The organism is Flavobacterium branchiicola, from assembly GCF_018383905.1.
GTDB classification, from domain to species: Bacteria; Bacteroidota; Bacteroidia; order Flavobacteriales; family Flavobacteriaceae; genus Flavobacterium; species Flavobacterium branchiicola.
In genome coordinates, this window is sequence record NZ_JAGYWA010000035.1 from 1 (window position 1) to 294 (window position 294).

Annotated in this window: 1 pseudogene; it reads left to right on the forward strand. The window is 39.8% G+C overall.

The features are described 5' to 3' along the window. Positions 1-294: pseudogene (locus tag KHA98_RS22815) on the forward strand (hypothetical protein); the annotation flags it as partial.

Here is a 294-nt window from a genome sequence, read left to right on the forward strand (position 1 = left end):
CCATTGGCAGTGAAACGGCTTCAACAGTAAGTTCGCGTGGAGAATATTTCTTCGATGATAAATTCAATAAAGCCTCGTGGCAAATTTCATCTTACGATGATGCTTTCCCGGATTGGGGTTGTTCGCCGGATACTCAGTTTCGCACCAATGCAAAATATCCACATTTATTAGGCGAATATGTCTGGACAGGTTTTGATTATCTGGGAGAACCAACTCCATACAATTCTGATGAAACCAACTTATTGAATTTTAGAACCGATCCTTCTAAACAAAAAGAACTGGAAGCAAAATTGG